Origin of the sequence: Patulibacter minatonensis DSM 18081 (assembly GCF_000519325.1) — a bacterium.
Taxonomy (GTDB): Bacteria; Actinomycetota; Thermoleophilia; order Solirubrobacterales; family Solirubrobacteraceae; genus Patulibacter; species Patulibacter minatonensis.
The window spans coordinates 3,739,859-3,763,676 of the sequence record NZ_KI912613.1 but is presented as its reverse complement, the minus strand read 5'-3'; the positions used below and the strand labels follow the sequence as shown (position 1 = coordinate 3,763,676).

The following is a 23,818-nucleotide window of genomic DNA, read 5'->3' as shown; positions in this document are numbered from 1 at the left end:
CGTGTGGGACCCCGTGGGACGGGCGCTGGCCGCCGACCTCGTAGGGTCGGGGCATGTCGGTGTCCTCCCCCGCGGCCGACGGCGTGCCGCTGCCCGGCGACGACGGTCGCCGGCAGCTCTCCCGGCGCGCCGTCCCGTACTGGCGCGTGCGGCTGGCGACCGTCCTCGTGCCGGTCGCGGCGGCCGTCACCGTCGCGCTCTTCGTGGCCGGCGTCGCCACCGGTGTCGCGGTCGCCGGCGCGGTGGTCGCGTGGGTGCTCGCGGCGGCCGTGGTCGTCGTCGTGCCGCCGGTCCGCCGGCGGATCTGGTGGTACGCGATCGGCGAGGAGGAGGTCGACCTGCACGAGGGCCTCGTCGTCATCACGCGCACGGTGGTGCCGATGGTCCGGGTCCAGCACGTCGACCTGCACCGCGGGCCGCTGTCGACCCGGATGGGCCTCGCCGAGATCGAGCTCCACACGGCCGCGGGCTCCGTCACGATCCCCGCGCTGGACCACGACGAGGCCGAACGGCTGCGCGCGCGGGTCTCGGTGCTGGCGCGGGTGCCCGATGACCTCTGAGGTCGACGAGCGCCGCCTGCACCCCGCGTGGGTCCTGACCCGGACGCTGGCCGTGCTGCGGGGCCTCGTGCCGGCGCTGATCGGCATCGCGGTCGGCCTGCGCGAGTGGGTCGTCCCCGCGGCCGTCGCGATCGCGGTGGTCGTCATCGGCCTGCGGGTCCTCGAGTGGCGCGCGACGCGGTACGCGGTCGTCGACGGGGGCCTGCGGCTCCGGAGCGGCATCCTCGCCCGGCGCGAGCGCGTCGTCCCCGCGTCCAGGATCTCGGCGCTCGACACGAGCCGCGGCGTCGTCCAGCGGGCGTTCGGCCTGGTGTCCCTCGAGGTCCAGACCGCCGGCGGTGGCAAGCACGCCGAGCTGAAGCTCGACGCCCTGACCTTCGACGAGGCCGAGCGCCTCCGCGCGGCGCTCGGGCACGCGGGCGGGACGCAGCGCGACGACGACGGGAGCGTCGCGCAGGGCGGACCGCACGAGGCATTCACCGGCGGCCCGCCCGACGCGACGGCGGGCCACGCGCCTCCGACGGCCGCCCCGCGTCCCGCGTCCCCGTTCGCCCCGCAGCCCGACCCGGTCTACGCGGTGAGCGGCCGCGAGCTCGTGATCGCCGCGCTCACCGGGCCGCAGCTCGGGCTCGTCGGCGTGCTCGTGGGCTCGCTCTTCAGCCAGGCCGGCGATCTCGTGCCCGACGGCCTGCGGGACCGCGTCGGCGACGAGGTCTCGGGCGCGGACGCGACCACCGTCGTCGTGCTCGTCCTGCTCGGCCTCGTCGCCGCCGCGACGGTGTCGGTCGTCGCGACCGTGCTGGCGTTCGCGGAGTTCCAGGTCGTCCGCGACGACCGCCGCCTCCGCGTCCGCCGCGGCCTCCTCACCGAGCGGACGGGGACGATCGCGCTGGACCGGATCCACGGCGTGCGCATCGTCGAAGGCCTGCTGCGCCGGCCGCTCGGGTACGCGACGGTGCAGGTCGAGGTCGCGGGCTACCGGGGCGACGACGACCTCACGCGCACGCTGATCCCGCTCGTCCGGCGCAGCGAGCTCCCGGCGCTGCTGACCCGCATGCTGCCCGAGGTCCCCTGGCCCGTCGACGAGCTGGAGCGCCCGCCGGCCCGTGCCCGGCGCCGCTACTGGACCGTGCCGGTGCTGGTGTCGCTCGTCCCGGCCGTGTTCGCGCTGGCCCTCCCCGGGGCGTGGAACCTCACCGCGCTCCTCCCGCCGCTGCTCGGCCTCGCGATCGGCGACGCCCGCTGGCGCGGCGCGGGCTGGTCGCTCGGCCCCGAGACCCTCGCCGTCCGCCACCAGCTCCTCGCCCGCACGACGCTGCTCGCCCTCGCCCGCCGGATCCAGCACGTCGACCGGCGCAGCCAGCCGTTCCAGCGCCGCGCGGACCTCGCGACCTTCGACGTCGTCCTGGCCACCGGACGGCACGGCGCGGTCCGTCATCTGGACGCCGCGACGGCCGACGACCTGCAGCGCCGCGTGAGCGCCCGGACGTCCCGACGACCGTCACCCGCCGTCCGTCGCGACGGCTCGCTATCCTTCGCCGCCCCGCCGGAGTAGCTCAGTCGGTTAGAGCAGCGGAATCATAATCCGCGTGTCGGGGGTTCAAGTCCCTCCTCCGGCATCCTCGAAAGGCCCGCACCGCGGGCCTTTCGCCGTTCTGCAGGACCTCCGTCACCGGTGGCGAAGGAGACCCTCCGGGGCTACGTTCGCGCGATGCTGCGGTTCCGCACCCACCGGTCCGACAAGGACGTGCTCGTCCGGGACTTCGCGTCCGCCGTCGGGTCCTGCATCGCGACCACCGTGCTGCGCGAGTCGCCCGACGACCCGGAGGCGCTCGACACCGCCGTCGAGGAGCTCCGCTCGCAGGCCGACCTGCTCGGCGGATCGTCGGACCCCGACGACGTCGCGGCCGCGGACGAGCTCGACGCGCTCGAGCGCCGGCTCACCGAGCGCGCGCTGGCGCTCCAGGGCGTCGACGCGAAGGACGTCCGGCGCCGCACGCTGTCGACCCTCGCCCACGCCGGCCTGACCCCGTCGCCCGAGCGCGTGCCGCTGCTGCTCGAGCTCTACGTGGGCGCGCGCCGCGACGAGCAGGCCGCCGTCGACCGCGTCCGCGCCCTGATGGCGGTGCTGCACGTGGTGCACGGCGCGAGCGCCATGACCGTCGGCCGCTCCGCCCAGCAGCGCGGCCTGCTGCCGTGGCTGACGCCGCAGGAGCGCACGTTCCTCGTGCTCGCCGCCAAGCGCGAGAAGGGCGACGCCGAGCTCGAGCAGCACCGCGCCTGGATCGGCCGCCGCGTCGAGGGGCTCCACGCGCTCGGCTGGGCGCTCGGCCTGCTCCCCGAGCTCGGGGCCACCGGGTTCAGCGACGTCCACCCCGACACCTTCCGTCCCGTGCGCCCCGCCGACGCCGCGGGCGACCCGGCCGACGACCTGCGGCTGCGGCCCCGCGCCGAGGTCGTCGCCCGGCTGGACGTGCTCACCTGCGCGCTGCGCGCCGTCCAGGAGCTCGAGCTCCGCGGCGCGGCGACGACCCTGCCGCCCGACGTCGTGCCCGGCGCGATCGCCGAGCGCCGCCGCGCTCTGGAGTGGGTCCTCACGCGCGAGCCGTGGGACGACCTCGAGCTCGAGTTCGACGTCCGGGCCGAGCGCGGCTGAGCCTCAGGACCAGGCCGCGAGCCGCTCGAGGCCCGCGGTCAGGGTCTCGGTGTCCGTCGCGTAGGAGACCCGCACCCACTGCGTGCCGTCGACCGCGTCGAAGTCGGTGCCGGGGGTCAGCGCGACGCCGGTGTCGGTGAGCAGCCGGCCACACCACGCGACGGCGTCGGCGTCGCCCGCCTCGCGGATGCGGTCGGTGATGTCGGCGTAGAGGTAGAACGCGCCGTCGGCCGGCGCGGTCGTGCCCCAGCCGAGCGCCGGCAGGCGGTCCAGCAGCAGGGCGCGGTGCTCGCGGTAGCGGGCGGTCGCGGCCTCGCACTCCGCGTAGGAACGCTCGGTGAACGCCGCCTCGGCCGCGTGCTGGGCCAGGGTCGGCGGGCAGAGCGCGAGGTTGCCGGCCAGCGCGTCGACCGGCCCCGCGAGGTCGTCCGGCAGGAGCGCCCAGCCGAGCCGCCAGCCGGTCATGCCCCAGTACTTCGAGAACGACGACACGACGATCGACCGGTCGCCGTGCGCCCACGCGCAGCTCTGCTCGCGGGTCCCGGCGACGATCCCGTGGTAGATCTCGTCGCTCACCAGGCGGGTGTCGTGCGCCGCGCACCAGGCGTCGAGCGCGTGGAGCTCGGCGGCGTCGACCATCGTGCCCGTCGGGTTGGCCGGCGACGCGAGGACGAGGCCGGCCAGCGGCCCGTTCGCGGCGACCTCGGCGTCGAGCCGCTCCGGGGTCGGCTGGTAGCGCTCCCCGGCGCCGCACGGCAGCTCGACGACCTCGCAGCCGAGCGCGGTGAGGATGTTCCGGTACGCCGGGTAGCCCGGCCGTGCCAGCGCGACGCGGTCGCCGGGCTCGAAGGCCGCCAGGAACGCGAGGACGAACGCGCCCGAGGAGCCGGTGGTGATCGCGACCCGCTCGGGGTCGATGTCGAGCCCGTACCAGCGCTCGTAGTGCCCGGCGATCGCCCGGCGCAGCGACGGGAGGCCCAGCGAAGGCGTGTAGCCGAGCGGCGCACCGCCCGTGAGGAGCGCCGCGGCGCGGTCGCGGACGTCGGCCGGGGCGCCACCGCCGGGCTCCCCCGCGCAGAGGGAGTACACCGGCGCCCCGGTCTCCCGGCGGCGCTCGACGGCGTCCAGGATCTCCATGACGGCGAACGGCGGGACGGCGGAGCGGGTCGAGGCGCGCACCGCCCCATGGTGGCGCAGCGTGCCGTGCGGGGTCCCGACGCGGTCCCGCTGGGGCGTGCCGGCCCCGAAACCCGTGTCGGGACGCCCGTCTGCGCGGTACGCTCCCCGACCGTGCCCCCCGTTCCCCCCGTGCGATCAGCCGCCCCCACGCAGGCCGCCACGTTCCTCGACGTGCTGGGCGAGGAGCAGCGCAAGGAACTGCGCCGGCGGGCCACGCCGCGCCGGTTCCCACGCGGCGGCGCGCTGGCCCACACCGGCCAGGTCGGTGACCGCGTCTTCGTGATCACCAGCGGGCACGTGAAGCTCACGCGCGTGACCCCGGAGGGCCGCGACGTGATGCTCGCGCTGCGCGGACCGGGCGACCTCGTCGGCGAGCAGTCCGCGATCGACGGCGAGGTCCGCTCCGCGACGATCACCGCGCTCGACGCCGTCGAGGCCCTCGCGATCACGCCGGCCGACTTCCTCGGCTACGTCTCCACCGTGCCGGACGCCGCGCTCTACGTCATGCGGACCCTCGCCGAGCGGCTCCGCGACGCCGACGGCAAGCGCGTCGAGCACGCCGCGCACGACGTCGTCGGGCGCCTCAGCGTGCGGATCGGCGAGCTGTGCGACCGCTTCGGGATCCCCGAGGAGGGTGGCGGCACGAAGATCGACCTGCCGCTCACGCAGGAGGACCTCGCCGGCTGGGTCGGCGCGTCCCGCGAGTCGACGGCCCGCGCGCTCAGCCAGATGCGCGACCTCGGCTGGGTGACGACGGCGCGGCGCAGCATCGTCTGCCACGACCCCGAGGCGCTGCGGCGGAGGGCCGGCGCGTGACGCCGCGCGGCGTGCTGCGGCGGTCCGCCGACCGGTCGGGGCGCACGGCCGACGACCCGGGCCGTCCCACGGCGCAGCGGTCCCCCCGCTGGTGGCGTCGTCGATGGACCGCGCTCCTCGTCGCGCTGCTCGCGCTCGCCCTGCCCGCCGCCGCCTACGCCGCGGTCGCGACCGAGATCACCGATCCGACGCCCGGCGCCACGCCGCTGGCGCTCGCCCCGGCGCCGGACGGCGTCACGTGGTTCACCGACCCGGGCGCCGGGCGCATCGGCCGGATCGGCGCGACGAACGTCATCCAGGGGTTCAGCGCCAACGTGGCCTCCACCCCCACCGCCGCGTCGCCGCCGGCGCTGACGCCGAACCGGATCGCGCTCGGACCGGACGGTGCCCTCTGGTACACGATCCAGGAGGGCGGGATCGCCCGGATCACCACGCTCGGCGTGGTCACGCGGTACGCGATCCGCGGCGCGGGCCGGACGCTCGGCATCACCGCCGGCCCCGACGGCGCGATGTGGTTCACGCGGCCCGACCAGGGCCAGATCGGCCGGATCACCGCGCCGACCGACGCCCAGGTCACCGCCGGTGCGGTCCGGGGCCAGGTGTCGACGTGGTCGACGGACTTCAACGGCAGCAACCCCGACGACATCGTCCAGGGCGCCGACGGCGCGCTGTGGTTCACCGAGCCCGGCTCCAACACGATCGGCCGGGCCGTCCCCGGTCCGAACGGCCCGACGTTCACCCGGCTGACGCTGCCGACCCCCGGAGGCGCCCCGTCCAGGATCGTCGTCGGCCCCGACCAGCGCATCTGGTTCAGCGCCCCCGGGACGGGACGGATCGGCCGGATCGGCGACAACGGCCTGATCATCGAGCTGCCCGTCCCCGCGAGCATCGGGACCCCGGGCGACGTCGCGCCGGGCAACGACGGGGCGCTGTGGTTCGTCGCCAGCGGCCAGGCGGGCCAGGCCATCGGCCGCATCACCGCCGGCGGCGAGACCACCCGGCTCGCGCTGCCCGATCCCCCGGGCACCGCCTCGGACCTGATCCTGGGCACCGATGGCGACCTCCGCTACACCCGCGCGAACGGTCGCGTCGGACGCGTCAGCACCGCGCAGCCGACGGTGCAGGAGCCGCCGCCCCCCGTGGTGCCCCCCGCGCTGACCCCGGTCGCCGGGCGCTCGACCATCCTCGAGGTCGTCTCCGGCACGATCCGCGTCCGCCTGCCCGGGAAGAAGGTCTTCCAGGACCTCGCCACGGGCGGCGTCTCGTTGCCCGACGGCACCGAGGTCGACGCCACGAAGGGCCGGGTCCGCATCACCGCCGAGACCGCGCCGGACAGCGGCATCACGCGCACCGCGATCTTCTGGGACGGCCGGTTCATCATCCATCAGGCCCGCATCCCCGGGGCCGCCACCGAGGTCCGGCTGACCGGGGCGCTGGCCTGCGGCGACCGGGTCGTCGAGGGCTCCACCGCCACCACGCGCGCGGCCGGACCCGCGGCGCACCACCGCGCGGCCAAGAAGGCGAAGAAGAAGAAGGCCCCGAAGGTCGGGCGCCGCCTGTGGGGAGACGGGAAGGGCGACTTCCGGACGCGCGGTGCCCGGGCGACGGCGTCGGTCGTCGGGACGCGGTGGCTCGTCGAGGACCGGTGCGACGCGACCACGCGGGTGCGCGTGTTCCGCGGTGTCGTGAGCGTCCGGGACCGGATCCGGAGTCGCCGGGTCACCCTGACCGAGGGCAAGTCCTACGTGGCACCGGGCGCTCGCGTCCGCAAGAAGCGGTGAGATCGACGCGCCGCCCGACGCGGGACGGCGCGCGGAGTCGGACCCGCGGGACCAGGGCACGCCCCCGGATCCTGCTGGCGATCGCCATGGTCGCCGCGGCGATCGCGTTCTCGGCCTCGGCAGCGGGCACGCTCGATGACCTCGAGCACTCGTCTCTCGACGTGCGGTTCGCGGTCCGGGGCAGCGACCCGGACCGCCGCGGCCCCATCCCGATCACGATCGTGGGGATCGACGACCGGACCCGCGGTGACCTGCCGCGCTTCCCGTTCAGCCGGACCTACCACGCCGAGGTGCTGCGACGCCTGACGGCGCTGCGGGCGCGGGTCGTCGCCTACGACGTCGAGTTCTCCGAGCCCTCTGACGATCCGGACGCCGACGATGCGCTCGTCCTGGCCGTCGGAGACGCTCCACGGGTGGTCTTGGCCGGCCTCGCGTCGGCCGACGACGGGTCGACCCGGGTGCTCGGCGGCGTCGAGACCCAGCGGCGGTTCGGGGTCCGGGTCGGAGGAGTCCGGGTCGACGTCGACGGCGACGGAGTGCTGCGCCGACTCGCACGCGAGCACGACCGGTTGAAGAGCTTCGCCGTCGTGACCGCCGAGCGTGCGACCGGACGACCCGTCGAACCGTCGCTCTTCGACCGTGGGCGGGCGCTGATCGACTGGGCCGGCGGCGAGGGCATCTTCCCCGAGGTGCCGTTCTCGATCCTCACCGAGCGCGGACGCCGAAGGAACGCGTCGCTGCCCGACAGGCTCGTCGACGGCCGACCGAACCCCGCGAAGCTGAACGTCCGTGCCGAGGAGGCGAAGCTCCGGGGCCGGATCGTGATCGTGGGCGCCACCGCGCCGTCGTTGAAGGACGTCCAGACGACTCCCATGGACTCCGGACGACAGATATCGGGGCCCGAGGTGCAGGCCGGCGCCGTTGCGACCGTCCTGCGCGGGGTGCCGCTGCGGGACGCGTGGGATCCGCTCGGGTGGCTCCTGACTCTCCTGTCCGCCGCCGCCGCGCCTGTGGTCGCGCTCCGTCGCGGCGGCTTCTCGACGTTGCTCGCCTCATCGGTCGGCGTGGTCGTCGTCCTCGCGATCGCCTGGGTCGCCTTCGTGGCGAACCGCGTCCTCCCCGTCGCTGAGCCGCTCCTCGCGCTCGGGCTCGGCACCCTCGGGGCGGTCGCCGCCGGTGCCGCGTTCGAGGCCGTCGAGCGGCAGCGGACGCGGGAGATCTTCTCGCGGTTCGTGAGCACCGACGTCGTCGACGACGTGCTCGCGCGGACCGACGACGAGGTCCGACTCGGCGGCGTCCGGGTGGACACGACGATCCTGTTCTGCGACCTGCGGGGATCGACCACCATGCTCGAGACCCTGGAGCCGGAGCGCGGAATCGCCGTCCTGAACCGCTTCCTCGGGGCGATGAGCGACTGCGTCGACACGCACGGTGGCACGCTCGTCGGCTATCGGGGCGACGGGCTGATGGCGGTCTTCGGCGCTCCGCTCGAGCAGTCCGATCACGCCGATCGCGCCGTCGCCTGCGCGCGCGAGATGGTCGGGCCGGCGCTCGAGCGCTGCCACGCCGCCCTGCGCGCCGACGGCCTCGACCACCGGCTCAGCATGGGCGTCGGCGTGGCGTCCGGCCCGGTGATGGCGGGCAACGTCGGGTCCGAGCGCCGCATGGAGTACACCGCGATCGGGGACGCCGCGAACGTCGCCGCCCGGCTCGAGGGCCTGACGAAGGAGCACGGCCAGCCGGTGCTCGTCGCCGCCGGCACGGTCGAGCGGATGCACGACCGGGACGGCCTCGACCCGCTCGGCCCGGTCCCGGTCCGCGGCCGCGCCGGGACCGTCGAGGTGTGGGCGACGGGGCTGACCGCGGAACCCCGCCCCGAACGTGACGCCTGACGCGCTCGCGCGGTGACGGACGCCCGAGACCCACGGGCGGCGCTGGCGAATACTGGATCCATCAGCGCAGGGGACCCGGAAGCGGGGATCCGGCCGATGAGTTCACGCCCCGCGGCGCGTCCTCGCACCACGCACCCACGCACCGGACCGGACGAGGCCGAACGCCCGTCCCGACCCCGCAAGCTCACCGATCCGTCCGGCTCCTGCCGGGCGGATCGGTCGTTCCAGCGCCCCGGGCCAGCCGGACCTCGCCCCGTGCCGCGCCCACGACACCGCAGGGTCGGCCCCGCCCGGACGGCGCGCCCCGCGACACCGTCGGGCGGGACCCTGTCCGCATCGCCTCCGGGCACCTCGGGAGCGCCTCCACGCCAGACGCACGGCCCCACGCCACGTGCCCGCGCCCGACCGCCGCGCGGCCGTCCGCGGCGGCGTACCGTGCACCCGCGGCGGTCCGTCCCGCCCCCGTTCCGACGTGTCCTCGCCCACCGACCAGCCCCCGCTCGCGACCGGCTCCCGCCCCACTCCGGCCGGCGGATCCGACCGGTCCGTCCCGGACGTGTCGCCGTCCGGAGCCCCCGACCCGCCGTCCGCCGCACCCGTCCCCTCGGCCACCGTCCCCGGCACCGGCGTCCCCCGCGTCCCGCTCGTGCGGATCGCGGGCCCCGGCGGACGCCCCGCCACTGCCGCCGCCCGGGCCGTCGCCGGGCACCTGGCCGTCCTCACCGCCGCGCTGGCGACCGTCGGCATCGCGCTCGGCCACCTGCGCCACCACGAGCACGTCCCGGGTGCCCCGATGCCCCGGGGTCCGCTCCAGGGGCTCCCCCACGTCCACTCGCCGGACCACGCCACGCTGCTGTGGATCCTCGTCGTCGCGTACGTCGCCGCCCTGGTGTTCGCCCGGTCCGTGCGGCTCCTGCCCCTGCTCCTCGTCGTCGTGGCCCTCGACGTCCTGCTGGCCCTCACGCCGCCGCGACCGCTGACCGACCTCTTCAGCTACGTCTCCTACGGCCGGATGCTCGGCGAGCACGGCATCGACCCGTACCTCACCGGGCCGCGGGCGATCGCCGGCGACCCGTCGTTCCCGTACGTGGCGCCCGACTGGTACGACACGCCGACGGTCTACGGACCGGTCTTCACCGGGCTCTCGGCGGCGGTCTCGTCGCTCGGGACGCTCGGCGCCGCGTGGGCCCTGAAGGGCGTGGCCGCGATCTCGGCGGCGGGGGCGACCGTGTTCGTCGCGCTGGCCGCCCGGCGCACCGACGAGCGTCCCGGGTCGGGCTCGGCGGCGGCGGTGCTGCTCGGGCTGAACCCGCTGCTCCTCGCGTACGGCGTCGGCGGCGGGCACAACGACGTCCTGATGGTCCTGCCGCTCGCCGCGGGGCTCTGGCTGCTCGCCCGCCGCACCGACGTCGCCGGCGCGGCCCTGGCGACCGTCGCCCCCGCGATCAAGCTGTCCGCCGGGCTGGCGCTGCCGTTCCTCCTCGCCGGCGAGCGCCGGCCCCGGGTCCTCCTCGGCGTCGTCGGGACGACGGTCGTCGTGCTCGCCGGCACCCTCGTGGCGTTCGGCACCGCTCCGTTCCGGGCGACCGGGCTGATCGGGACCCACACCGCCGACGGCCACCGGCACAGCGTCCCGGCGTACGTCGCGTCGCGCCTGGGGTCCGGGGTCCCGTCCGACGCGACGTTCCGCGGACTGCTGATCGGCGCAGGCGTGGTCGCCGTGCTGCTGCTCGTCGCGACGGCGCTGCGCCGCATCCCGTGGACGACGGGGGCCGCGATCGCGACGGCGCTGGTCGTCGCCACCGCCGGCACGAGCTTCGCCTGGTACGCCGTGTGGGCGCTGCCCCTGGCCGCCGCGCGCCCGCGGCGCACCACCGCCGCGGCCGTCGTGCTCCTCACCGTCCTCTTCGTCGGGATGCAGACCGCCGGGCGCGGGCCCCTCTGACGGTGCGGCGCGGCCGTTCGCGCGCCTGCCCGGCCCCCGGCCCGACCGCCCCGGGCGAGCGGCATCGCGCCACCTCCGGCCGCAGGCCGCCGCGGGGCTCGCGGTCGTGGCACGATTCGGGGCGTGATCACGCCGGAACCGATCAACGCCCGCTTCGTCGGTGGTCCCCTCGACGGCGAGACGCACGTCATGGCCCACCGCCTGCCGTACGTGCAGGTGCCCGGTCCGGACGAGACGTTCTTCGCGCGGCTGTGGATCGAGCGGCCGGAGGACTGCCCCGAGGAGCGGCTCTACCAGGTGGAGTCCGCGGACGACGCCGAGACGCTCGTGTACCGCTGCCTCGCGGACTGGCCCGACGCGCCGGTCCCGCCCGGCGCGCAGGTGGCGGAGTCGTCCGCCGGGCCCGCCCCCGACGGTCCCGCATGAGCACGCAGCACGAGCTCCTGGCCCGCGCCGTCGAACGGGCGGCGCGGACCTCCGCCGTCGCCTACGGCTCGGACTGGTCCGCGCTCGACGAGGAGGAGCGCGCCCGGCACCGGGCCCTGGCGCGCCGGTGGGCGGAGTTCCTCGGCCTCGACGCGGCGATCGGCGCCCTCTCGACCATCGCCACGAAGACCCCCGTGGAGGCGGACGGCGCGATCGCGATCCGCACGATCGACGGCGACGACGCCCAGCTCGTCGCCGAGGAGACCCTCGCCGGGCTCGTGCACCAAGAGCCCGAGGAGGACTGAGTCCCCGCGGTCGCGCCCGTCGCGGACCGCCGTTCAGGCCGGGCGCGGCGGGTCGATCCGCCAGCCGGTCGCCTTCGCGAGGTCGACCGCGTCGTCGAGGTTCTTCCGGTTGACGGCCTCGAGCAGGAACTTCCGGGTCGGCACGTCGGCCGGCGACAGCACGACCACGGTGCCGTTGGCGACGTCCTCGAGGCGCGGCGAGGATCCGGCGACCGCCGTCGCGAACGGCCCGTCGCCGTACTCCGTGGCGAAGGCGACGAAGGCGGTGAGGACGTCCTGGCGCTCGTCGGGCATCCGGGAAGGGTCGCACCACGGCGGGCTCCGGCGCGGTACGACCGGGCGGCATCGGGGTAGGCGGCTGCGATGGTCCCCCGCCTCCGTCCCCGCCATCTCCGCGGCGCGCTCCCACCGCTCGCCGGTGCCGCCCTGCTCGCCCTCGCCGCCCCCGGCGCGGACGCCGATCGCCCGGCGATCGCCGTCGGCACCGGCGGTGCGGTCGCGTCGGTCGACGCCGAGGCCACGCAGGCCGGCGTCCGCGTCCTGCGGCGCGGCGGCAACGCCGTCGACGCCGCGGTGGCGACCGCCGCGGCGCTCGGCGTCACCGAGCCGTACTCCGCCGGTGTCGGCGGCGGCGGCTACATGGTGCTGTGGGACGCGAAGCAGGGGAAGGCGGTCACGCTCGACGGCCGTGAGACCGCGCCGAGCAGCATGCGGGAGGACAGCTTCCTCGACCCCGCCACCGGCAAGCCCCGACCGTTCGACGACCTCGTCACGAGCGGGCTCTCCGTCGGCGTCCCGGGAACCCCGGCGCTGTGGTCCGAGGCGACGCGCCGCTACGGCCGGAAGACGCTGGCGAACAACCTCGGCCCCGCGGCCCACCTGGCCGCGACGGGCTTCACGGTCGACAAGACGTTCCGCGACCAGACCGTGCAGAACCAGGAGCGCTTCGCCCGGTTCTCGTCGACGCGGAAGCTCTTCCTGCCCGGCGGGAAGCCCACCCCCGTCGGCCGGACGCTGAAGAACCCGGATCTCGCCGACACCTACCGCCTGCTGGCCCGCGACGGGGCGTCCGCGCTCTACGACGGTCCCCTCGGCCGAGACGTCGTGCGCACGTCCCGGAGGCCGCCCGTCACGAAGGGCACCGTCCTCAAGGGCGGCATGGCCACGAAGGACCTGCGCGACTACGCGGTCCGCCGCCGCGGGGCCGTGCGCAGCACCTTCCGCGGCCTCGACGTGCTCGGCATGCCGCCGAGCTCGTCGGGCGGCATCGCGGTGGCCGAGGCCCTGAACATCGTCGAGGCGCTCGGCAACCCCGCCGGCGCACGCGTCCAGAACCTCCACCGCTACCTCGAGGCCAGCCGCCTGGCGTTCGCCGACCGCAACCGCTGGGTCGGAGACGACACCCGCGAGACCGTGCCCCGCGGGCGGCTGATCTCACCGGCCTACGCGAGGAGCCGGGCGTGCCTCGTGCAGCCCGGGAGCTCGCTGGCGAACCCGGCGACGGCGGGCGACCCCGCGAACCCCACGTGCGGGTCCGTGGCCCCGAAGGGCGGCGCGGCCGAGCGCGAGGGCGCGTCGACCACCCACCTCGTGACGTCGGACCGCTGGGGCAACGTCGTCTCCTACACCCTGACCATCGAGCAGACGGGCGGCTCCGGCATCGTCGTGCCGGGCCGCGGGTTCCTGCTCAACAACGAGCTCACGGACTTCGACCCCGCACCGGGCACCGGCCTGGACGCGTCGACCGACCCGAACCTGCCGGGCCCGGGCAAGCGCCCGCGCAGCTCGATGAGCCCGACGCTGATCCTCAAGAAGGGGAAGCCGTGGATCGCCGTCGGCAGCCCGGGCGGCGCGACGATCATCACCACGGTCCTCCAGACCATCCTCAACCGCATCGACGGAGGGATGAGCCTGCCCGACGCCGTGGCCGCACCCCGGCTGTCGCAGCGCAACGCCGCGACGACGGAGGCCGAGCCCGCGTTCCTGGCCTCGCCCGAGCGTCAGGGTCTCGAGGCGATCGGTCACGCGTTCGTCGAGGCGCCGCCGACGTTCTCCCCCGACCCGGAGATCGGCGCCGTCGCCGCGCTGGAGCGGTCGACCGGCGGCGCCTGGCAGGCCGTCGCCGAGCCCGAGCGGCGCGGTGGCGGCTCGGCCGGGGTGGTGACACCCCGGAGATGATGCCGCTCGGGGCGGGGCCCGCGCGACATTCCGTAGTCTCCGCGACCGATGCCGCCCGCCCGCCGTCGCCGCCCCGCCGCCAAGAAGATCGTCGAGACGCCCGTGGAGCAGCAGCCGGGCGAGACGCTGATCTGGACCGACGGGGCGTGCAAGGGCAACCCGGGACCGGGCGGCTGGGGCGCGATCGTCGTCCCGCCCGCGGAGTCCGGTCTGCCGCCGGTGGAGCTCTCCGGCGGCGAGCCGCAGACGACGAACAACCGCATGGAGTACTCGGCGGCGCTGTTCGGCCTGCGGTCGCTCCCCGACGGCTCGACGGTCTGCATCGTCACCGACTCGCAGCTGATGCTGAACTCGATGACCCAGTGGATCACCGGCTGGAAGCGCAAGGGCTGGAAGACCGCCGGCGGTGACCCGGTCAAGAACCAGGACCTCGTCAAGGCGCTCGACGAGGAGATCGGCCGCCACGCCCAGGTCCGCTGGCACTGGGTCCGGGGCCACGAGACCGGTGCGGAGCACGCCCACAAGGCGTTCAACGACCGCGCCGACCAGCTCGCGGTCGCCGCGGCCGCCGCGCAGGCCTGACCGGGGCTACGCGGGGACCGACACGGCCTGCAGCGCCTCGCGCCCGTCGCCGACGATCGGGTCGCCGTGGGCGAAGAGCAGCGTCGCGAACCGCTCGTCGAGCAGGCGGGCGGCGGCGAGGCGCAGGCCCTTCTTGACGAGCTCGGGGTCCTCGCCGAGCAGGCCGTCGGGCATGAACCCGATCCGCCCGCCGTCGTTCAGGAACCCGTCGGCGAAGGCCAGCGCCCCGTCGCCGACGTCGATCCGCAGGGCGGTCTCCTCGGGGGTGATCGAGCCGACCTCGAGCGCCGTGATGCCCGGCGCGACCTCGTCCCCGAAGGCGAACGGCCGCGGCGACACGCCGAGGTCCTGGAACGGCGCCGTGCCCTTCTCGTGCACGTGGACGCTGCAGCCGAACGCGTCGACGAGCGCCTGCACGTCGCGGACGTGGTGGCGGTTGGTGAGGACGATGCGGTCGGGGCGCACGAACCCGCGGATCCCGTCGACCCCCTCGTCGGGCAGCAGCGGGTCGATCAGCGTCGCCGACGGCACGACGAGGTACGACGAGACGCGCTGTCCGATGTTCGGGTGCTCCGCGGTCCAGTGGACGATGCCCTCGGTGATCTCGCGCATTGCGGGTGGCTACCCCGGGGTCGGCCGCCCATCCCCCGCCCGGACCGGCCGCCGGCAGGCGGCGCCGCTCAGCGTCCGCCCTCGGCGTCCGGGTCCCGCCGCCGTGGCGCCCGGCCCTCGGGCTGGAGCGGGCGCCGGAGGTCCGGCGCGGGCTCGATGCTGCGGCGCTCCTCCTGGCCCGGGCGCAGCTCGAAGTCGTCGCCCCAGTGCGACAGCCGCATCACGATCTCGTCCTGGTCGACGCCCTCGGGCGTCCCGTCGGCGCCGTCCCCGTTCTCCCCCGGTGCGGCGTCGTCCAGGGCGTCCAGCGTGTAGCACGCCTCGTCGGGGGTGATCTCGACGCAGAGCCGCAGCCCGCGCCAGACGATCGGGAACTTCAGGCGCGGCAGCGCGGCCGGCAGGCGCGGCGAGAACTCCAGGTGGTCGCCGTGGTCCCTGAGGCCGCCGAAGCCGCTGGTGACGGCGGTCAGCGCCCCGGCGAGCGACGCGATGTGCAGCCCGTTGTCGGAGTCGCCCCGGAGGTCGCGCAGATCGGTCAGCGCCGCCTCGGCGAGGTAGTCGTGCGCCAGGTCGAGATGCCCGACCTCGGCCGCGATCACGGCCTGCACCCCGGCGGAGAGCGACGAGTCGCGGACGGTCAGGCCCTCGTAGTACTCGAAGTCGCGCCGCTTCTCCTCCGCGGTGAACGCGTCGCCGCGCTTGAAGAGGGCGAGGACGAGGTCCGCCTGCTTGACGACCTGCGTCCGGTAGAGCGTGAAGTACGGGTGCGTGAGCAGCAGCGGGTAGTCCTCCGCCGGCGTGGCCTCGAAGTCCCACCGGGCGTGCTGGAGGAAGTCCTGGTCCTGCGGGTGGACGCCGAGCCGCTCGTCGTACGGCACGAACATCGCGTGGGCCGCGGTCCGCCACGCGGCGACCTCGTCGTCGTGGACCCGCTTGTCGCGCGCCACGTCGACGTGACGCTCGACGGCGTCGGCGGCGGCCAGCAGGTTCGCCTGCGCCATGAGGTTCGTGTAGACGTTGTCGTCGACGAGCGCCGAGTACTCGTCGGGGCCCGTCACCCCGTCGATCCGGAAGCTGCCGTCGTGCGCGTGGTGGCCGAGGCTCGCCCAGAGGCGGGCGGTCTCGATCAGGAGCTCCGCCCCGTAGTCGCGCTCGAACGCGCGGTCGTCGGTGGCCAGCACGTACCGGCGGACCGCGTCCGCGATCGCCGCGTTGACGTGGAACGCCGCGGTGCCCGCGGGCCAGTAGCCGGAGCACTCCTCGCCGTGGATCGTCCGCCACGGGTAGGAGGCGCCGTGCAGCCCCAGCTGGGCGGCGCGCTCCTTCGCCTGCGGCAGCGTGTCGTGGCGCCACCGCAGCGCGTGGCGGACGAGGTCCGGCCGCGAGTACGTGAGCACCGGCAGGACGAACGCCTCGGTGTCCCAGAACGCGTGGCCGTCGTAGCCCGAGCCGGTGAGGCCCTTGCCGGGGATCGGCTGCGTCTCGGCGCGCGCGGACGCCTGGAGCATCTGGAACAGCGCGAACCGCAGGCCCTGCTGGACCTCGTCGTCGCCCTCGAGCTCGACGTCGGCGACCTTCCACCACGCGTCGAGCTCGCGGGTCTGGGACTCGACGAGCCCGTCGAAGCCCTCCGCCAGCGCGCTCTCCAGGCTGGCGTCGACCTGGTCGCGCAGCCACTCGACCGACTGCTGCGACGACCAGTGGTACGACAGGTACTTCGTCAGGACCAGCGGCTTGCCCGGCTCGAGAAGCGCCGAGACGGTCACGCGGCCGAGGTCGTCGTCGACCTGGGTGAGCGACTTCGGGTGGTCCTCGACCTCGATCTCGTGATCCATCCCCGCGGCGAGCGAGATGCCGCTGCGCCGCGTCGTGTGCGCGAGGACGACGCGGTGGTCGTGCCGCGTCGCCAGGCGCGGCTCCAGCACGTTGCGGAGCTCCGACGCCGAGCGCGGGTCGACGTTCGCGCGCTCCTGCGGCGCCTGGTTGGCCAGCAGGTTGGACTGCAGCGCGACGCGGACGGGCTGCCCGTCGTCGGCCTCGACCTCGAAGCGGATCGCGACGACGCTGCGCTGGTCGAAGGACACGAGCCGCCGCGAGCGGACGCGGACCGAGCGCCCGGCCTCCGACGTCCACCGCATCGTGCGCTCCAGCACCCCGGTGCGGAAGTCGAGGAACCGCTCGTGCTCGTCCAGCCGACCGCGGTGGACGTCCAGCGGCTCGTCGTCGACCAGCAGCCGGATGATCTTGCCGTCGGTGACGTCGACGACCGCCTGGCCGTCCTCGGGGAACCCGTAGCCGATCTCGCCGTACTCGAGCGGATAGGACTCGTAGACGCCGCCCAGGTACGTGCCGCTGGACCCGCGCGGCTCGCCCTCGTCGAGGTTGCCCCGCAGCCCGAGGTGCCCGTTGGCCAGCGCGAACACCGACTCCGTCTCCGGGAGGAGGTCGAGGTCCAGGCGCGTCTCCCGCACGCCCCAGGGCTCGACGGGGATGACGTCGTGGCCGATCATGCGAGCTCCGCCAGGTCCTGGACGACGCGGTCGGCGCCGTGCTCGCGCAGCGCGTCGGCGTGCCCGACGCGGTCGACGCCGACGACGAGGCCGAAGCCGCCGGCGCGGCCCGCCTCGACGCCGGACAGCGCGTCCTCGAAGACCGCGGCGTCGTTCGCCGCGACCCCGAGGTCCTGCGCGGCGGCGAGGAACGTGTCGGGCGCCGGCTTGCCACGGAGGTCCCGGGGCTTCAGCGCGGTGCCGTCGACGATCACGTCGAAGCGGTCCAGGGCGCCCGCGGCCTCCAGCACGTGCCGCGTGTTCGCGCTGGACGAGACGACGGCGCACGGCGTCCCCTCCGCCCGCAGCGCGTCGAGGAGCACGACGGTGCCGGGGTAGAGCTCGACGCCCTGCTCGTCGATCATCGGCCCGACGCGGTCGTTCTTCGCGGTCGCGATCCCCGCGATGGTCGGCGCGCCGGCCGGGTCGTCGTCGGAGCCGTCCGGGACCTCGATCCCGCGGGACGCCAGGAACGCCCGGACGCCGTCCTCGCGCGGCAGGCCGTCGACGTGCGCCCGGTAGTCGGCGTCGACGTCGAAGGGCCGCAGGTCCTCGTCGTCGCCGTGCGTCCCCGACGCCCGGTCCTCCAGGAACGCGTCGAAGGCGGCCTGCCAGGCGGCGGCGTGGATCCGCGCCGTGTCGGTCAGCACGCCGTCCATGTCGAACAGGCAGGCACGGACCCCGTCGGGGAGCTGGGTCATGGACCGAGCGTGTCATATGCGGATCGCGAATCCGAGTGCTGCGGGCGCACGGCGTCCCCGGCGCGCACCATCGGGCTCCCAACGGCGTACGCAATGGCGCGCCAGAGCGCTCGAAGCTGCCTACGCGCCAACAGTTGGCGACCCGAACCCACGGTGCTAGCGTCCTGCAGTCGCGTAGGGAGCCCGAACTGAAGGGCGCCCGAAGCAGAACCCCATGATCATCACCGCCGCCCTCCCCACCGTCCAGTTCGTGACCGGGCTCCGCGAGGGGGTCGAGGCGTCGCTGATCGTCGGCATCATCGCCGCGTTCCTCGTCCAGGAAGGCCGCAAGGACGCACTGCGCTGGATGTGGCTGGGCGTCCTGGCCGCCGTCGCGATCTCCCTCGGCGTCGCCGTGACCCTCCACGCCGTCAACGAGCAGCTCCCCCAGAAGCAGCAGGAGCAGCTCGAGACCGTGATCGCCCTGGTCGCCGTCGTGATGGTGACCGGCATGATCCTGTGGATGCGCAAGAACGCGCGGACGATGAGCACGACGCTCAGGACGTCCGCGGCGAGCGCGCTCGCCGCCGGGTCGGCGTTCGGCCTCGTCGGCATGGCGTTCCTCGCCGTGCTGCGCGAGGGCGTCGAGACCGCGTTCTTCCTCGTCGCCCAGTTCCAGCTGGACTCGTCGCAGATCTCGACCTTCAACGCCTCGGCCGGGGCGCTCGTCGGCATCATCATCGCCTGCGCGATCGGCTGGGGCATCTACCGCGGCGGCGTGAAGCTCAACCTCACGAAGTTCTTCCGCTTCACGGCGGTCTTCCTCGTGATCATCGCCGCGGGCCTCGTCGCCGGCGCGATGCACACGGCGCACGAGGCGGGCTGGGTCAACTTCGGGCAGGAGCAGTTCCCGGGGCTCGACCTGTCGGCCGTCGTCTCGCCGGATCAGGACAACATCTTCTCCGGGCTCGTCACCGGCCTGTTCGGCATCCAGCCGCGTCCCAGCTACGTCGAGACGATCGGCTGGCTCGTCTATGCCCTCCCGATGCTCGCCTTCGTCCTCTGGCCCGCGGGACGTCCGCGCGCCACGAACCCCCGCACCGAGTCCGAGGTCCCCGCATGACCCGCAGCACCCCACGTTCATTGGCCGTCGCCGCCGCCGTCACGGCGTCGCTCGGACTCACGGCCTGCGGCAGCGACGACAAGGACGACCCGAACGCCACGAACCTCAAGGTCGAGCTCACGGACAAGGGCTGCTCGCCGAGCGCGCTGGAGGCCCCGGCCGGCAAGGTGCGCTTCGAGGCCGTCAACAACGGCACCGGCAAGACCACCGAGGTCGAGCTGAAGAACAAGGACGGCATCATCCTCGGCGAGCGCGAGAACCTGACCCCGGGCCTCTCGGGCGACTTCTCCCTGCAGCTCGACGCCGGGGACTACGTCGTCTACTGCGCCAGCCCCGGCGACACCGAGCGGACGCCCGGCAAGCTCACGGTGACCGGCGCCGCAGCGGCGAAGGGCCCGACCGACCCGGCCCTCACGAAGGCCGTCGCGGACTACAACGCGTACGTCCAGGAGCAGTCCGACGAGCTCGTCAAGCGCGTCGACAGGTTCGCCGCGGCACTGCGCGACGGCGACCTGAAGGCCGCCAAGGACCTCTTCGGTCCCGCCCGCCTGCCGTACGAGCGGATCGAGCCCGTCGCCGAGGCGTTCGGCGACCTCGACCCGAAGATCGACGCCCGCGTCAACGACGTCGCCGACAAGGACGAGTGGACCGGCTTCCACAAGATCGAGCAGATCCTGTGGCAGAAGAACACCACCAAGGGCACGAAGGCGTACGCGACGAAACTCGTCGACGACGTCGCGACGCTCGACGCGAAGATCAAGGACATCGACCTCCAGGCCGCCCAGCTCGCCAACGGCGCGCTCGAGCTCCTGAACGAGGTCTCGTCCGGCAAGATCACCGGTGAGGAGGACCGCTACTCGCACACCGACCTCTCCGACTTCCAGGGCAACCTCGACGGCTCGAAGAAGGCGTTCGACCTCCTGAAGCCCGCGCTCGTCGCCCGCAAGCAGCAGGCGCTGATCGACCAGATCGAGCCGCGTTTCGCCGCCGTCCAGAAGGGGCTCGACAAGTACAAGCGCAGCACGCCGCTGGGCTTCGCGCTCTACGACGAGCTCACGCCCGCGGACACGAAGACGTTCGCGTCGCAGGTCAACGCGTTGGCCGACCCGCTGTCCCTGGTCGCCGGCAAGGTGCTGGAGTAGCCCGCATGGCGGAGCGCGGCGACGAGGGCACGGCCAAGGGGGGCGAGAGCACCCCGCGCCGCGGCATGACCCGCCGCCGCGCGCTGTTCACCGGCGGCGGACTGCTCGGGCTGGCCGCCGCCGGCGGCGCGGGCTACGCCACCGGGCAGGCGGACGCCGACACCGGCGGCGGCGCCGCGCAGGACGCCGTCCCGTTCCACGGCGAGCACCAGGCCGGCATCGCCACCCCCGCGCAGGACCGCCTCGCCTTCGGCGCGTTCGACCTCACGATCGAGACCGCCGCCGAGCTCCGCGACCTCCTCCGCGAGTGGACGCGGGCCGCCGAGCTCATGTGCGCGGGTCGGCCGACCGGTGCCGTCGCCGGCCACCCGCAGACGCCGCCCGAGGACACCGGCGAGGCCGCCGGGCTGCCCGCCGCCCAGCTGACGATCACGTTCGGCATCGGCCCGGACGTCTTCGAGAAGGACGGGAAGGACCGCTTCGGCCTGCGGTCCAGGCGCCCGAGCGCGCTGAAGCCGCTCGGCGACCTGCCGGGCGACCAGCTCGACCCGGCCCGCACCGGCGGCGACCTCTGCGTCCAGGCGTGCTCGAACGACCCCCAGGTCGCCTTCCACGCCGTGCGCAACCTCGCGCGCATCGCGTTCGGGTCCGCGACGCTGCGGTGGACCCAGCTGGGCTTCGGGCGCACCTCGTCGACGACGCGCGGGCAGGCCACGCCGCGCAACCTCATGGGCTTCAAGGACGGCACGAACAACCTCCGTGCCGAGGACACGACGGGCATGGACCGCTTCGTCTGGGTCGGCCGCGAGGAGCCCCAGGAGTGGTTCCGGGGCGGCTCGTACCTCGTCGCCCGCCGGATCCGCATGTTCATCGAGACGTGGGACCGCGACCGCCTCGCGGACCAGGAGGCCGTCTTCGGGCGCTCCAAGGTCTCCGGCGCGCCGCTCACGGGCACGAAGGAGTTCGACACCGTCGACCTCGACATCAAGGGCAGCGACGGCGTCACCGTGATCCCGCCCGACGCCCACATCCGCCTCGCGTCGCCGGAGATCAACGACGGCCAGCACATCCTGCGCCGCGGCTACTCCTACACCGACGGCGTCGACCCGCGCACGAACCAGCTCGACGCGGGCCTGTTCTTCATCGCCTTCCAGCAGGACCCGCACCGGCAGTTCGTGGCGATCCAGCGCAAGCTCGGCGTCGGCGACGCGCTCATGGAGTACATCCAGCACACGGGCTCCGGCCTCTTCGCCGTGCCGCCGGGGATCCGTCCCGGCGGGTGCATCGGCGAGGGCCTCTTCCGGTAGCGCCCCGCTCGGCGGTCGCTCAGCGCGCCGGCTGGTGCGCGTCCGCGTCGTCGGGCCACGGCAGCGGGAAGACGCCGCGGAACGGGCGGGCGTCGTCGATCGAGCGCAGCACCGACGGGCGGTGGACGAGGTCGCGGTAGTAGCGCGTCAGGTGCGGACGGGCGGCCTCGTCCCAGGGATGCACGATGCGGGCGTAGAAGAGCGCCGGCGCGGCGGCGCAGTCGGCCATCGAGAACGCGTCCCCCGCCGCCCACGGGATCCCGGCGAGCCGGTCGTCGAGGGTGACGTACGACGCGTCGAGGGTCTCCCGGGCCTCGGCGACGCCGAAGGGGTCCTCGGAGCCCTCAGGCCGCAGCGCGTCGGCGACGACCTTCTGCATCGGGACCTGGACGTAGTGGTCGAAGAAGCGGTCCCACATCCGCACCGTCAGTGCCGCCCCGGGATCCGCGGGAACGAGTCGCGGCCCGCCTGCGGCGATCCCGTCGGCGTACTCGATCACGGTCGTGGACTCGCCGACCGTCGCGTCCACTCCGTCGTCGCGGAGGACCGGCATCTTCCCGGTCGGCCAGAGCGCCACCATCTCGGCGTGGGCCTCGGGCCCGTCGATCAGCGCGGTCTCGAAGGGCAGGTCGAGCTCGTACAGCGCGATCACGGCCTTCTGGCAGAACGAGGCGAACGGGTGCTGGTGGAGGACGAGGTGCGGAGCGGTCATCGGGGCACGGACCGTCCGGGGACCGCGGACTCATCGATGCCGCCGCGCCAGAAGTTCTTGCATCGGCCAAGGGTCGGGGGACCGCCGGGCCGGCTCCCCCCGTATCCTGCGGGGTGATGACGGTCACGCCCCCCGGTCCTGAAGCTCCCGTCGCCGCGCGCCTGCGCGGGGTCGCGAGCTCGCCGGTACGCGAGATCCTGGCGCTGACCGAGAAGCCCGGCGTCCTGTCGTTCGCCGGCGGGCTCCCCGCCCCGGAGCTCTTCGACCACCAGGGCATCGCGGCCGCGTACGCCGCGGCGCTGGAGCCGCGCAGCGCGGGCCGGTCGCTCCAGTACTCCACGACGGAGGGCGACCCCGAGCTGCGACGCCGCGTCGCCGACCGCCTGAGCGTCCGCGGACTGCCGACCGGTCCGGACGACGTGCTGATCACGAGCGGGTCGCAACAGGCGCTGACGCTGATCGCGACGGTCTTCCTGGAGCCCGGCGACCGGATCCTCGTCGAGGACCCCAGCTACCTGGCGGCCCTGCAGGCGTTCCAGCTCGCCGGCGCGATCCCCGTCCCCGTGCCGTGCGACGAGGACGGCATCGACCCGGCGGCGGTCGAGCGGCTCGTGGCCGAGCACCGGCCGAAGCTCCTCTACGTGGTGCCGACGTTCCACAACCCGACGGGTCGCACGCTGAGCGAGGAGCGCCGCGTGCAGCTCGCCGCCGTGATGGAGCGCACCGGCCTCTGGGCGATCGAGGACGACCCGTACGGCGAGCTGCGGTACGCCGGCGAGGCCTCGACCCCGCTGGCCTCGATCCCCGGCGCGGCCGAGCGCACGCTCGCGCTGTCGACCCTGTCGAAGGTCGCGGCACCGGGACTCCGCATCGGCTGGGTCCGGACGCCCGCCCTCCTCCGTCGCCCGCTGACGATCGCCAAGCAGGCGGCGGACCTCCACAGCTCGACGATCGACCAGGCCGCGACCGCGCTCTGGTTGGCGCACGTGGACCTCGACGCGCACCTCGACCGGCTCCGCGACGTCTACCGCGAGCGGCGCGACGCGATGCTCGCGCTGCTGCCGGGCACCCTGCCCGAGGGGTCGACCTTCAACCGGCCCGAGGGCGGGATGTTCATCTGGGCGCGCCTGCCGGAGGGCCTGGACGCGACGGCGATCCTCCCCGCGGCGATCGCCCGGCAGGTCGCCTACGTCCCGGGCGCGCCGTTCTACGCGACGACCCCGGACCCCCGCACGCTGCGGCTGTCGTTCACCACCCACGACCCGGCCGAGATCCGCACGGGGATGGGGCGACTGAAGGACGCGTTCGCGGACGCGGCCGGGCGCTGACCGAGCCCTGCGCCGTCAGTCGCGGTCCCCGGCGGGCGCCGCGAC

Annotated in this window: 21 protein-coding genes and 1 tRNA gene; 16 read left to right on the top strand and 6 right to left on the bottom strand. The window is 74.8% G+C overall.

From position 1 onward, the window contains the following. Nucleotides 1–53 precede the first annotated feature (53 nt). From PATMI_RS0117525 to PATMI_RS0117510, 4 genes are all read left to right on the top strand, one after another. Complete coding sequence (locus PATMI_RS0117525; RefSeq protein WP_051471946.1) at nt 54–560, top strand: PH domain-containing protein; 507 nt, start codon at nt 54–56, stop codon at nt 558–560. Next, entirely contained in the window at nt 550–2,115 is a 1,566-nt protein-coding gene (locus PATMI_RS36065; RefSeq protein WP_026911813.1) for a PH domain-containing protein, read from the top strand. Before PATMI_RS0117525 ends, PATMI_RS36065 begins: the two co-directional genes overlap by 11 nt. After that, a tRNA-Met gene (locus PATMI_RS0117515) sits at nt 2,106–2,179 on the top strand. The genes PATMI_RS36065 and PATMI_RS0117515 overlap by 10 nt, the downstream gene beginning before the upstream one ends. A gap of 92 nt (nt 2,180–2,271) precedes the next feature. Further along, the gene (locus PATMI_RS0117510; protein WP_026911812.1) at nt 2,272–3,216 is read left to right on the top strand and encodes a DUF4272 domain-containing protein; all 945 of its coding nucleotides are present in this window, start codon (nt 2,272–2,274) and stop codon (nt 3,214–3,216) included. Between the two features lie 3 nt (nt 3,217–3,219). On the opposite strand, the gene PATMI_RS0117505 is transcribed toward PATMI_RS0117510, so the two are convergent. Beyond that, the gene (locus tag PATMI_RS0117505; RefSeq protein WP_026911811.1) at nt 3,220–4,395 is read right to left on the bottom strand and encodes a pyridoxal phosphate-dependent aminotransferase; all 1,176 of its coding nucleotides are present in this window, start codon (nt 4,393–4,395) and stop codon (nt 3,220–3,222) included. A gap of 111 nt (nt 4,396–4,506) precedes the next feature. Between PATMI_RS0117505 and PATMI_RS0117500 the strand changes: the two genes are divergently transcribed. From PATMI_RS0117500 to PATMI_RS0117475, 6 genes are all read left to right on the top strand, one after another. Beyond that, nucleotides 4,507–5,211, top strand: a complete 705-nt coding sequence (locus tag PATMI_RS0117500; RefSeq protein ID WP_169738389.1) for a Crp/Fnr family transcriptional regulator — start codon at nt 4,507–4,509, stop codon at nt 5,209–5,211. After that, nucleotides 5,208–6,992: a Vgb family protein gene (locus PATMI_RS34935; protein ID WP_051471942.1), complete on the top strand. Its 1,785-nt coding sequence runs from the start codon at nt 5,208–5,210 to the stop codon at nt 6,990–6,992. Before PATMI_RS0117500 ends, PATMI_RS34935 begins: the two co-directional genes overlap by 4 nt. Before the next feature lie 86 nt (nt 6,993–7,078). Continuing rightward, a complete protein-coding gene (locus PATMI_RS0117490) occupies nt 7,079–8,884 on the top strand; it encodes an adenylate/guanylate cyclase domain-containing protein (RefSeq protein WP_026911809.1) in 1,806 nt (601 codons plus the stop codon). A 556-nt stretch (nt 8,885–9,440) separates the two neighbouring features. Then, nucleotides 9,441–10,829, top strand: a complete 1,389-nt coding sequence (gene mptB, locus PATMI_RS0117485; RefSeq protein WP_157260829.1) for a polyprenol phosphomannose-dependent alpha 1,6 mannosyltransferase MptB — start codon at nt 9,441–9,443, stop codon at nt 10,827–10,829. A 123-nt stretch (nt 10,830–10,952) separates the two neighbouring features. After that, nucleotides 10,953–11,255, top strand: a complete 303-nt coding sequence (locus tag PATMI_RS0117480; protein ID WP_026911807.1) for a hypothetical protein — start codon at nt 10,953–10,955, stop codon at nt 11,253–11,255. Continuing rightward, nucleotides 11,252–11,560: a hypothetical protein gene (locus PATMI_RS0117475; RefSeq protein WP_026911806.1), complete on the top strand. Its 309-nt coding sequence runs from the start codon at nt 11,252–11,254 to the stop codon at nt 11,558–11,560. Before PATMI_RS0117480 ends, PATMI_RS0117475 begins: the two co-directional genes overlap by 4 nt. Before the next feature lie 33 nt (nt 11,561–11,593). Here the strand turns inward: PATMI_RS0117475 and PATMI_RS0117470 are convergent, their stop codons facing one another. Beyond that, nucleotides 11,594–11,854 (bottom strand): hypothetical protein, encoded by a 261-nt coding sequence (locus tag PATMI_RS0117470; protein WP_026911805.1) that lies wholly within the window; start codon nt 11,852–11,854, stop codon nt 11,594–11,596. Between the two features lie 69 nt (nt 11,855–11,923). Between PATMI_RS0117470 and ggt the strand changes: the two genes are divergently transcribed. Beyond that, nucleotides 11,924–13,738 carry a gamma-glutamyltransferase gene (ggt, locus tag PATMI_RS0117465; RefSeq protein ID WP_026911804.1) on the top strand — a complete coding sequence of 605 codons (1,815 nt, stop codon included), beginning with the start codon at nt 11,924–11,926 and terminating at the stop codon, nt 13,736–13,738. A gap of 48 nt (nt 13,739–13,786) precedes the next feature. Further along, a complete protein-coding gene (locus PATMI_RS0117460) occupies nt 13,787–14,320 on the top strand; it encodes a ribonuclease H family protein (RefSeq protein WP_051471940.1) in 534 nt (177 codons plus the stop codon). Nucleotides 14,321–14,326: 6 nt separating this feature from the next. Here PATMI_RS0117460 and PATMI_RS34930 read toward each other — a convergent pair whose 3' ends face one another. The 3 genes from PATMI_RS34930 to PATMI_RS0117445 all read right to left on the bottom strand — a co-directional run bounded on the left by PATMI_RS34930 (nt 14,327) and on the right by PATMI_RS0117445 (nt 18,182). Next, entirely contained in the window at nt 14,327–14,932 is a 606-nt protein-coding gene (locus PATMI_RS34930; protein ID WP_051471938.1) for an MBL fold metallo-hydrolase, read from the bottom strand. Between the two features lie 68 nt (nt 14,933–15,000). Next, on the bottom strand, nt 15,001–17,442 hold the full coding sequence (locus PATMI_RS0117450; protein WP_026911802.1) for a glycoside hydrolase family 65 protein: 2,442 nt from the start codon (nt 17,440–17,442) through the stop codon (nt 15,001–15,003). Then, the gene (locus tag PATMI_RS0117445) at nt 17,439–18,182 is read right to left on the bottom strand and encodes an HAD family hydrolase (RefSeq protein WP_026911801.1); all 744 of its coding nucleotides are present in this window, start codon (nt 18,180–18,182) and stop codon (nt 17,439–17,441) included. The genes PATMI_RS0117450 and PATMI_RS0117445 overlap by 4 nt, the downstream gene beginning before the upstream one ends. Before the next feature lie 214 nt (nt 18,183–18,396). Between PATMI_RS0117445 and efeU the strand changes: the two genes are divergently transcribed. From efeU to efeB, 3 genes are read left to right on the top strand one after another with little or no spacing between them, the layout of a single operon-like run. Beyond that, nucleotides 18,397–19,284: an iron uptake transporter permease EfeU gene (gene efeU / locus PATMI_RS0117440; protein ID WP_051471936.1), complete on the top strand. Its 888-nt coding sequence runs from the start codon at nt 18,397–18,399 to the stop codon at nt 19,282–19,284. After that, the gene (efeO, locus tag PATMI_RS0117435; protein WP_026911799.1) at nt 19,281–20,426 is read left to right on the top strand and encodes an iron uptake system protein EfeO; all 1,146 of its coding nucleotides are present in this window, start codon (nt 19,281–19,283) and stop codon (nt 20,424–20,426) included. The genes efeU and efeO overlap by 4 nt, the downstream gene beginning before the upstream one ends. 5 nt (nt 20,427–20,431) lie before the next feature. Next, on the top strand, nt 20,432–21,733 hold the full coding sequence (gene efeB, locus PATMI_RS0117430; protein ID WP_026911798.1) for an iron uptake transporter deferrochelatase/peroxidase subunit: 1,302 nt from the start codon (nt 20,432–20,434) through the stop codon (nt 21,731–21,733). Between the two features lie 19 nt (nt 21,734–21,752). Here efeB and PATMI_RS0117425 read toward each other — a convergent pair whose 3' ends face one another. Next, the gene (locus PATMI_RS0117425) at nt 21,753–22,445 is read right to left on the bottom strand and encodes a glutathione S-transferase family protein (RefSeq protein WP_026911797.1); all 693 of its coding nucleotides are present in this window, start codon (nt 22,443–22,445) and stop codon (nt 21,753–21,755) included. A 116-nt stretch (nt 22,446–22,561) separates the two neighbouring features. Here PATMI_RS0117425 and PATMI_RS0117420 point away from each other — a divergent pair, with 116 nt between their 5' ends. Next, complete coding sequence (locus tag PATMI_RS0117420) at nt 22,562–23,773, top strand: aminotransferase-like domain-containing protein (RefSeq protein ID WP_026911796.1); 1,212 nt, start codon at nt 22,562–22,564, stop codon at nt 23,771–23,773. The last annotated feature ends 45 nt before the right edge of the window (nt 23,774–23,818 follow it).

Coding starts and splice junctions, on each gene's coding strand:
- PATMI_RS34930 (WP_051471938.1), bottom strand. CDS start 14,932: ATGCGCGAGATCACCGAGGGCATCGTCCACTGGACCGCGGAGCACCCG.
- PATMI_RS0117490 (WP_026911809.1), top strand. CDS start 7,079: ATGGTCGCCGCGGCGATCGCGTTCTCGGCCTCGGCAGCGGGCACGCTC.
- PATMI_RS36065 (WP_026911813.1), top strand. CDS start 550: ATGACCTCTGAGGTCGACGAGCGCCGCCTGCACCCCGCGTGGGTCCTG.
- PATMI_RS0117445 (WP_026911801.1), bottom strand. CDS start 18,182: ATGACCCAGCTCCCCGACGGGGTCCGTGCCTGCCTGTTCGACATGGAC.
- PATMI_RS0117525 (WP_051471946.1), top strand. CDS start 54: ATGTCGGTGTCCTCCCCCGCGGCCGACGGCGTGCCGCTGCCCGGCGAC.
- PATMI_RS0117475 (WP_026911806.1), top strand. CDS start 11,252: ATGAGCACGCAGCACGAGCTCCTGGCCCGCGCCGTCGAACGGGCGGCG.
- PATMI_RS0117420 (WP_026911796.1), top strand. CDS start 22,562: ATGACGGTCACGCCCCCCGGTCCTGAAGCTCCCGTCGCCGCGCGCCTG.
- PATMI_RS0117470 (WP_026911805.1), bottom strand. CDS start 11,854: ATGCCCGACGAGCGCCAGGACGTCCTCACCGCCTTCGTCGCCTTCGCC.
- efeB (WP_026911798.1), top strand. CDS start 20,432: ATGGCGGAGCGCGGCGACGAGGGCACGGCCAAGGGGGGCGAGAGCACC.
- efeU (WP_051471936.1), top strand. CDS start 18,397: ATGATCATCACCGCCGCCCTCCCCACCGTCCAGTTCGTGACCGGGCTC.
- PATMI_RS0117510 (WP_026911812.1), top strand. CDS start 2,272: ATGCTGCGGTTCCGCACCCACCGGTCCGACAAGGACGTGCTCGTCCGG.
- PATMI_RS0117460 (WP_051471940.1), top strand. CDS start 13,787: ATGCCGCCCGCCCGCCGTCGCCGCCCCGCCGCCAAGAAGATCGTCGAG.
- ggt (WP_026911804.1), top strand. CDS start 11,924: ATGGTCCCCCGCCTCCGTCCCCGCCATCTCCGCGGCGCGCTCCCACCG.
- efeO (WP_026911799.1), top strand. CDS start 19,281: ATGACCCGCAGCACCCCACGTTCATTGGCCGTCGCCGCCGCCGTCACG.
- PATMI_RS0117425 (WP_026911797.1), bottom strand. CDS start 22,445: ATGACCGCTCCGCACCTCGTCCTCCACCAGCACCCGTTCGCCTCGTTC.
- PATMI_RS0117450 (WP_026911802.1), bottom strand. CDS start 17,442: ATGATCGGCCACGACGTCATCCCCGTCGAGCCCTGGGGCGTGCGGGAG.